Origin of the sequence: Arthrobacter sp. H41, assembly GCF_000520535.1 — a bacterium.
In the GTDB taxonomy this organism is placed as follows: domain Bacteria; phylum Actinomycetota; class Actinomycetes; order Actinomycetales; family Micrococcaceae; genus Arthrobacter_D.
Map to the genome: position 1 here is coordinate 22878 of NZ_KI914767.1, position 8807 is coordinate 31684.

Annotated in this window: 7 protein-coding genes and 1 pseudogene; 7 read left to right on the top strand and 1 reads right to left on the bottom strand. The window is 66.4% G+C overall.

Annotated elements, in window-relative coordinates; translation table 11 throughout:
- Positions 1 to 197: pseudogene (locus Y705_RS22145) on the top strand (hydroxyacid dehydrogenase); the annotation flags it as partial.
- Positions 198 to 267: 70 nt separating this feature from the next.
- Here the strand turns inward: Y705_RS22145 and Y705_RS0103295 are convergent.
- A complete protein-coding gene (locus Y705_RS0103295) occupies positions 268 to 741 on the bottom strand; it encodes a hypothetical protein (protein ID WP_049822200.1) in 474 nt (157 codons plus the stop codon).
- Between the two features lie 181 nt (positions 742 to 922).
- On the opposite strand from Y705_RS0103295, the gene ilvD reads away from it, so the two are divergent.
- From ilvD to Y705_RS17055, 6 genes are all read left to right on the top strand, one after another.
- Entirely contained in the window at positions 923 to 2626 is a 1704-nt protein-coding gene (ilvD, locus tag Y705_RS0103300; protein WP_026531818.1) for a dihydroxy-acid dehydratase, read from the top strand.
- 303 nt (positions 2627 to 2929) lie between these two features.
- Positions 2930 to 4825, top strand: coding sequence for an acetolactate synthase large subunit (locus Y705_RS0103305; RefSeq protein WP_026531819.1), 1896 nt, complete (start codon positions 2930 to 2932; stop codon positions 4823 to 4825).
- 2 nt (positions 4826 to 4827) lie between these two features.
- Positions 4828 to 5340, top strand: a complete 513-nt coding sequence (gene ilvN / locus Y705_RS0103310; protein WP_026531820.1) for an acetolactate synthase small subunit — start codon at positions 4828 to 4830, stop codon at positions 5338 to 5340.
- A gap of 77 nt (positions 5341 to 5417) precedes the next feature.
- Positions 5418 to 6443 carry a ketol-acid reductoisomerase gene (gene ilvC / locus Y705_RS0103315; protein ID WP_026531821.1) on the top strand — a complete coding sequence of 342 codons (1026 nt, stop codon included), beginning with the start codon at positions 5418 to 5420 and terminating at the stop codon, positions 6441 to 6443.
- Between the two features lie 96 nt (positions 6444 to 6539).
- A complete protein-coding gene (gene serA / locus Y705_RS0103320) occupies positions 6540 to 8132 on the top strand; it encodes a phosphoglycerate dehydrogenase (protein WP_026531822.1) in 1593 nt (530 codons plus the stop codon).
- A gap of 16 nt (positions 8133 to 8148) precedes the next feature.
- Positions 8149 to 8807: acetamidase/formamidase family protein (locus tag Y705_RS17055; RefSeq protein WP_081737750.1), on the top strand; the 659-nt coding region annotated here is incomplete at its 3' end.

The window sequence follows — 8807 nt, forward strand, 5'->3', positions numbered from 1 at the left end:
TCGTCGATCCCGAGCCGCTGCCGGCGGACCATCCGCTGTGGAAGCAGGAGGGGGCCATCATCACGCCGCACGTCGGGGGTAACACCGGTGCATTCTGGCCGCGGATCGTTCGGCTGCTCGATCGGCAGATCCGGCTGCTGGGGGAGGGCAAGGCGCCCGTCAACCTGGTGCAGGCCGGACCGTGGGCCGAAGACTGACCCCGGCCGCTGGGCTGATCACGGCCGCCGGACGGCTGCATTCTGCACTGATAGGCCTGGGCTGATGCACCTAAGCCATCGCGATGAACGCCTCCATGAAGGCGTCGAAGTCGATCACGTCCTCATCCTGTTCGAGCACGAGGGTGTTGCCCGGTCCGACGTCGAGCGTGGGTTGCGGATGAACCCCGAACCGGAAGATGCGGCCGGTGCTCGTGCCCACCTCGTAACTGCCGTCGTTCCACTGCAGCGCGTGCGCGAGGTTGGTCATGTTGACCTCGACCGGGATCCCGGCCCCGGTGATGCTTGCCACATCGACGGGGGCCATCATGATCTCGGCCGGCTGCCAGCGGTAGCCGAGCACATAGGAGCCGACGGCGCTGAGGGGAGGCCGCAGCTCGCCGTCCTCCCGCTCGTGCGACGCGAACACCAGGTTGTAGTCGCCGTAATTGGGGATCTGCGTGTCGAAGACGCGCCGCAGGGCGTTCTTCAGGCCACGTCCGCCGTGCAGTTGTTCGAATCGGTCGCCGGCCTCGTCGGAAGTCATATCACGCCATCAGGGTAGGGATCCCAGCAGGTTCGCAGGAAGTGCTGGGCGGATGGTGGCCGCTCACGTGCCGACCACCCGATTTCCACTGTACCGTCCGGGCGGTTTCGCCCCCTTCCGGCGAGTAACAGCGGGGTCATAGAGCACGGGTGCACGTATCTGTAGGCCTAGACTTTGACCCATGAGCGTGGAAACAACTCCTGACATCAAACCGAGAAGCCGAGTAGTAACCGACGGAATCCATGCGGCGCCTGCGCGCGGGATGTTCCGGGCCGTGGGGATGGGCGATGACGATTTCGCGAAGCCGCAGATCGGCGTCGCCAGTTCCTGGAACGAGATCACTCCCTGCAACCTGTCCCTGAACCGCCTGGCGCAGGGCGCCAAGGAGGGCGTCCACGCCGGTGGTGGGTTCCCCATGCAGTTCGGCACCATCTCCGTGTCCGACGGCATCTCCATGGGTCATCAGGGCATGCACTTCTCCCTCGTCTCGCGCGAGGTCATCGCCGACTCGGTCGAGACCGTCATGGAGGCCGAGCGCATCGACGGCTCAGTACTCCTGGCCGGCTGTGACAAGTCCCTGCCCGGCATGCTGATGGCCGCCGCCCGGCTGGACCTCGCCAGCGTCTTCCTCTACGCCGGCACGATCATGCCCGGCTGGGTCAAGCTCGAGGACGGCACGGAGAAGGAAGTCACGCTGATCGACGCCTTCGAGGCGGTGGGTGCCTGCGCTGCCGGAAAGATGTCGGAGGCTGACCTGACGCGCATCGAGAAGGCGATCTGCCCCGGCGAAGGCGCCTGCGGCGGCATGTACACAGCGAACACCATGGCCTGCATCGGCGAGGCCCTCGGGATGTCACTGCCAGGCTCGGCAGCACCGCCGTCGGCCGACCGCCGTCGTGACGAATTCGCGCGGAAGTCGGGGGAGGCGGTGGTGAACCTGCTTCGCCTCGGCATTACCGCGCGCGACATCATGACGCGCAAGGCCTTCGAGAACGCCATTGCGGTGACCATGGCCTTCGGCGGTTCCACGAACGCCGTGCTGCACCTGCTGGCGATTGCACGCGAGGCCGAGGTCGAGCTGACCCTCGACGATTTCAACCGCATCGGTGACCGCATCCCGCACCTCGGCGACCTCAAGCCCTTCGGACGCTATGTCATGACCGACGTCGACAGGGTGGGCGGCGTTCCGGTGATCATGCGGGCGCTCCTCGACGCCGGCCTGATCCACGGCGATTGCCTCACCGTGACGGGCAGGACGGTGGCCGAGAACCTCGCCGCCATCAACCCGCCGGATCTCGACGGCAAGATCCTCCGCGCACTCGACAACCCGGTCCACAAGACCGGCGGCATCACCATCCTCCACGGCTCGATGGCGCCGGAGGGCGCCGTCGTGAAGAGCGCAGGCTTCGACGCGGACGTCTTCGAGGGCACCGCCCGGGTGTTCGAGCGCGAGCAGGGAGCCCTCGATGCCCTCGATGCCGGGGAAATCCTCGCCGGCGACGTCGTCGTCATCCGCTATGAGGGACCCAAGGGCGGGCCGGGAATGCGCGAGATGCTCGCGATCACCGGTGCCATCAAGGGTGCGGGCCTCGGCAAGGACGTCCTGCTCCTCACCGACGGACGTTTCTCCGGTGGTACCACCGGCCTGTGCATCGGGCACGTGGCGCCCGAAGCCGTCGACGGCGGACCCATCGCCTTCGTGAAGGACGGCGACCGCATCCGCGCCGACATCTCCAACAAGACCTTCGACCTCCTGGTGGACGAAGCGGAACTGGAGGGCCGGAAGATCGGCTGGGAGCCGCTCCCCGCGACTTACACCAAGGGCGTCCTCGCCAAGTACGCAAAGCTTGTGCACTCGGCGTCCGAAGGGGCCTACTGCGGATAGCAGCAGTGCTGCCGGTGTAACGGGGACGGGTTAATGTCCACTAACTGGACTCCCTGTCCAGTATGTGAGATGGGCAGGGGTGCGGTTGACACCCATTCCCGGGTGCGTGGACACTACAGGTATGCAGCTTGTATCCGTAGTCGTCGTCCTTACCCAGCGCGCGGCCTAAAGCCCGACCGGTCGACTTTACGTCACGCGCAACCCCTCACAGAGCCTCACCGGGCTGAGGGGTTTTTTTGTTGAATCCAGCAGAAGCGCAGTGTCCAGGAAGTTCGTGCAATACCGTTTTAAAGGAAGTTACCGATGTCCAAGGGATCGCCTATCAGCCCGGCGCTGATGGCAGCAAGACCAGCCGCACCGGCCGCACCGTCGGCACCCTCCGGCAGGGATTCAGCGCAGACCGTGGTCCCGCAGAGTGCGGTCCGCGGACCGAACAATGTCGTGGGACCCATCCAGATGCTCGGATCGGCGGCAATCGTCCGGTCCCTCGAAGAGCTCGGCGTCGACGATATCTTCGGGCTCCCGGGCGGAGCCATCCTGCCCACCTATGATCCACTGATGGCGTCCTCCAAGCTGCGCCACATCCTCGTCCGGCACGAACAGGGCGCGGGCCACGCGGCCCAGGGCTACGCCATGGTGACCGGTCGGCCGGGCGTCTGCATCGTGACCTCCGGCCCGGGTGCCACGAACCTGGTCACGGCGATCGCCGACGCACACATGGACTCGGTTCCGATGGTCGCCATCACCGGACAGGTGTCCAGCGCCTTCATCGGTTCGGACGCGTTCCAGGAAGCCGACATCGTGGGTATCACCATGCCCATCACCAAGCACTCCTACCTGGTCACCAATCCCGAGGACATCCCCCGGGTCCTCGCAGAGGCCTTCCATATCGCGTCCACCGGCCGCCCCGGTCCGGTGCTCGTCGATATCGCCAAGGACGCCCAGCAGGGCCAGATGACCTTCTCCTGGCCGCCGAAGGTGGAACTTCAGGGATACCGACCGGTGCTGCGCGGGCACTCCAAGCAGGTCCGCGAAGCGGCACGCCTGATCGGCGAATCGACCCGGCCCGTCTTCTACGTGGGCGGCGGCGTCATGAAGGCCCACGCCGCAGCCGAACTGAAGGAACTTGCCGAACTCGTGGGCGCCCCCGTGGTGACCACGCTGATGGCCCGCGGCGTGTTCCCTGATTCGCACCACCAGCACGTGGGCATGCCCGGCATGCACGGAGCGGTCTCAGCAGTGACCGCCCTCCAGCAGGCCGACCTCCTCATCACGCTCGGTGCGCGGTTCGACGACCGCGTCACCGGCGTCCTCTCGAGTTTCGCGCCCGGGGCCAAGGTCATCCACGCAGATATCGACCCCGCGGAGATCTCGAAGAACCGTACGGCCGACGTGCCGATCGTCGGATCGGTCAAGGAGATCATCCCGGAGCTGACCCAGGCGGTGCGGGACCAGCATGCTGCCGGCGATGCTCCCGACATCACCGCATGGTGGAGCACTTTGAATCACCTTCGGAAAACCTATCCCATGGGCTTCGTCCAGCCCGACGACGGGCTCTCCGCGCCGCAGCACGTCATCAAGCGGATCGGCGAACTCACCGGGCCAGAGGGCGTGTACGTCGCCGGAGTGGGCCAGCACCAGATGTGGGCCGCCCAGTTCATCCAGTACGAACGCCCGGACTCCTGGCTCAACTCGGGTGGCCTCGGCACCATGGGCTACTCGGTGCCGGCCGCCATGGGCGCCAAGGTGGGAAACCCGGACCGCGTGGTCTGGGCGATCGACGGCGACGGCTGCTTCCAGATGACCAACCAGGAACTCGCCACCTGCGTGATCAACAACATCCCCATCAAGGTGGCGGTCATCAACAACTCCTCGCTGGGCATGGTGCGGCAGTGGCAGACCCTGTTCTACGAGGGCCGCTACTCCAACACGGACCTCAACACCGGCCACGACACCGTGCGGGTTCCCGACTTCGTCAAGCTCGCGGACGCCTACGGCTGTGCAGGCCTGCGCTGCGAGCGTGACGAGGACATCGACGCCACCATCCAGCAGGCCCTCGAGATCAACGACCGCCCCGTCGTCGTCGACTTCGTGGTGAGCCGGGATTCGATGGTCTGGCCGATGGTGCCCTCGGGCGTCAGCAACGACCTCATCCAGATCGCCCGGAACATGACCCCGCAGTGGGAACAGGAGGACTAACCATGGCCCGTCATACGCTTTCCGTCCTGGTCGAAGACGTTCCGGGCGTCCTGACGCGCGTCGCAAGCCTCTTCGCCCGCCGCGCGTTCAACATCAACTCCCTCGCGGTCGGCCCCACCGAGATCCCGGGTATGTCCCGGATCACCGTGGTGGTCGAGGCCGAGGGTGACCTCCTCGAGCAGGTCACCAAGCAGCTCAACAAGCTCATCAACGTTCTCAAGATCGTCGAGCTGACCTCCGAGACGTCGGTGCAGCGGGACCACATCCTTATCAAGGTCCGTGCTGATGCTGCGACCCGGCTGCAGGTGACCCAGGCGGCCGACCTGTTCCGTGCGTCGGTGGTCGATGTCTCCACCGACTCGCTCATCATCGAGGCCACCGGAACGCCGGAAAAGCTCAGCGCCCTGTTGTCCGTCCTCGAGCCGTTCGGGGTCCGCGAGATCGTCCAGTCGGGCACCCTTGCGATCGGCCGCGGCGCGAAGTCGATGAGCGACCGCGCCTTGCGCACTGCCTGACCGGCGAAACCGCGCCTCCCACCAGCAATTCCAACCGTAACGATTTCCAGCACCATCCACCTAGAGGAGAAACACCCGTGACCGAGATGTTCTATGACGACGATGCAGACCTTTCCATCATCCAGGCACGCACCGTCGCCGTCATCGGCTATGGCAGCCAGGGCCACGCCCACGCCCTCAGTCTCCGCGATTCCGGCGTCGACGTGCGGGTGGGCCTGAAGGAGGGCTCGGCGTCGCGTGCCAAGGCCGAAGCCGAGGGGCTTCGCGTCCTGTCGGTCGCCGAGGCCACCGCGGAAGCCGACCTCATCATGGTGCTCACCCCGGACCAGGTGCAGCGCCACGTCTACAAGGACGACATCGAGCCGAACCTGCAGGCCGGCGACGCCCTGTTCTTCGGGCACGGCTTCAACGTCCGCTACGGCTACATCAAGGCACCGGCCGACGTCGACGTCGCGCTGGTCGCGCCCAAGGGCCCCGGCCACATCGTCCGCCGCGAATTCGAGGCCGGGCGGGGCGTCCCCGACCTGATCGCGGTGGAGCAGAACCCGTCCGGAAAGGCGAAAGAGCTCGCGCTCTCCTATGCGAAGGCCATCGGCGGAACCCGTGCCGGGGTCATCGAGACCACCTTCACCGAAGAGACCGAGACCGACCTCTTCGGTGAGCAGGCTGTGCTGTGCGGCGGCGCCTCCCAGCTCATCCAGTACGGTTTCGAAACGCTCACCGAGGCCGGGTACAAGCCCGAGGTCGCGTACTTCGAGGTGCTGCACGAGCTCAAGCTGATCGTCGACCTCATGGTGGAGGGCGGTATCGCCAAGCAGCGCTGGAGCGTCTCCGACACCGCCGAGTACGGCGACTACGTCTCGGGCCCCCGCGTGATCGACGAGTCCGTCAAGGAGAACATGAAGGCCGTGCTCGCCGACATCCAGAACGGTGCGTTCGCGAAGCGCTTCATCGACGACCAGGACGCCGGCGCTCCCGAATTCGCCGCGCTGCGCAAGAAGGGTGAGGACCACCCGATCGAGAGCACCGGGCGCGAACTGCGCAAGCTGTTCTCCTGGATCAAGACGAATGACGACTACACCGAAGGCTCGGTAGCCCGCTAGCGCTACCAGCACCAACTGACAGGGCGCGCCGGACGGTGCGCCCTGTCAGGGTGTAGGACCCGTTTTCATCCCACCAGCTGCAAGGATCCTTTCCCCGTGAACCCGAAACCTGTCGTCCTGATCGCCGAAGAACTCTCACCTGCCACCGTCGAGGCGCTCGGCCCGGACTTCGATATCCGAAGCACGGACGGAGCGGACCGCTCCCGACTGCTCGCGGACCTCGCCGACGTCGACGCCGTCCTGGTGCGTTCCGCAACGCGGATGGACGCCGAGGCCATCGCCGCGGCGCCGAAGCTGAAGGTCATCGCCCGCGCCGGCGTAGGCCTCGACAACGTCGATATCAAGGCCGCGACGAGCGCTGGCGTCATGGTGGTCAACGCGCCGACCTCGAACATCATCTCGGCGGCGGAACTGACGGTGGGGCACATCCTCAGCCTCGCGCGGAACATCCCCCAGGCCAGCGGTGCGCTGAAGGCGGGGGAGTGGAAGCGGTCGAAGTACTCGGGTATCGAACTGTACGAGAAGAAGGTCGGCATCATCGGCCTCGGCCGCATCGGCGCCCTCGTCGCCGAGCGCATGCAGGGCTTCGGCACCGAGATCCTCGCCTACGACCCGTACATCACCTCCGCCCGCGCCCAGCAGCTGAACGTGCGGCTCGTGACGCTCGATGAGCTCCTGAAGGAAGCCGACTTCGTCACCATCCACATGCCGAAGACCCCGGAAACCGTGGGCATGCTCGGCAACGCGGCCTTCGGAAAGATGAAGACGACGGCGTACGTGGTCAACGTGGCGCGCGGTGGGCTCGTTGACGAAGCAGCCCTGTATACCGCGTTGACGGAGGGGCAGATAGCAGGCGCCGGCATCGACGTCTTCGTTTCCGAGCCGAGCACCGACCTCCCGTTCTTCGCCCTGGACAACGTGGTGGTGACCCCCCACCTCGGGGCGTCCACCGATGAGGCCCAGGAAAAGGCCGGCATCTCGGTGGCGAAATCGGTGCGGCTCGCCCTGGCAGGCGAACTGGTGCCCGACGCCGTCAACGTGGCCGGCGGCGTGATCGATCCGAAGGTGCGTCCCGGCATCCCGCTGATGGAAAAACTGGGACGTATCTTCACCGCCCTGACCCACGACTCGCTCACCTCCGTGGAGATCGAGGTGGCCGGTGAGATCGCGTCGCTCGACGTGAAGGCGCTTGAGCTGGCGGCACTCAAGGGGGTCTTCACCGACGTCGTCTCGGAGCAGGTGTCCTACGTCAACGCGCCTCTCCTCGCCGAGCAGCGGGGCATCTCCACGCGGCTCATCACCACCTCCGAGTCGGAGGAGTACCGGAACGTGCTCCGGCTGCGGGGCGCGCTGTCCGACGGCACTCAGATCTCAGTGGCCGGCACCCTCACTGGCCCGAAGCAGATCGAGAAGCTCGTGGGCGTCAACGGTTACGATCTCGAGATCCCCATCAGCGAGCACCTCCTGGTGATCCTGTACGCCGACCGCCCCGGCGTGATCGGCACGCTCGGTCGCCTCCTCGGTGAACGGAACATCAACATCGCCGGAATGCAGGTGGCACGGAGCAAGGAGGGCGGCCAGGCGCTGTCCCTCCTCACCGTCGACAGTTCGGTGCCGCAGGAGGTGCTCGACGCCATCCGGACCGAGATCGGCGCGAGCGTGGCCCGCGAAGTCGACCTACACGACTAGTTCACGAAGGACGGCGATGACGATTCACCAGCTCGAGGTGCACTCCGGCACTGTCACCCAGGTCTTTTCCCGCGATACTCCGGCAGTGCTGGCAGTGGATCCCGGCGACACAGTGGTGGTGGAGTCCCTTGACGCCTCCGGCCACCTGGAGCCGCAGTCCTTTCCCGGGGAGGTGCGGCCACTGATGTTCCCGGACCGGCGGGGCCACTGCCTCACCGGTCCCATCGAGGTGCGGGGAGCGCAGCCGGGGGACATGCTGTCCGTCTCCTTCGAGGCGCTCACACCCGGCGATTGGGGCTTCACCGTGGCAGGGCGGCGCGACGACGCCTTCACGCGGTCGCTGGGGGTCGCGGGCGGTGAGCCCGAATGGCTCCTGTGGCAGCTGGATCGGGACCGGGGGACCGGGACGAACCAGCTCGGCCACACGGTTCAGCTGAGGCCCTTCCTCGGCGTCGTCGGCATGCCGCAGCCCGAGGAAGGGGAGTTCTCCACCACTCCTCCCCGCGCGGCGGGCGGCGGAAACATCGACTGCAGGGAGCTGGTGGCGGGCTCTACGCTGTTCCTCCCCGTGACGGTTCCCGGTGCGCTCCTCAGCGTCGGTGACGGCCACGCGGCGCAGGGCGACGGCGAGGTGGGCGGCACCGCCATCGAATGCCCCATGACCTCCCGGCTCGT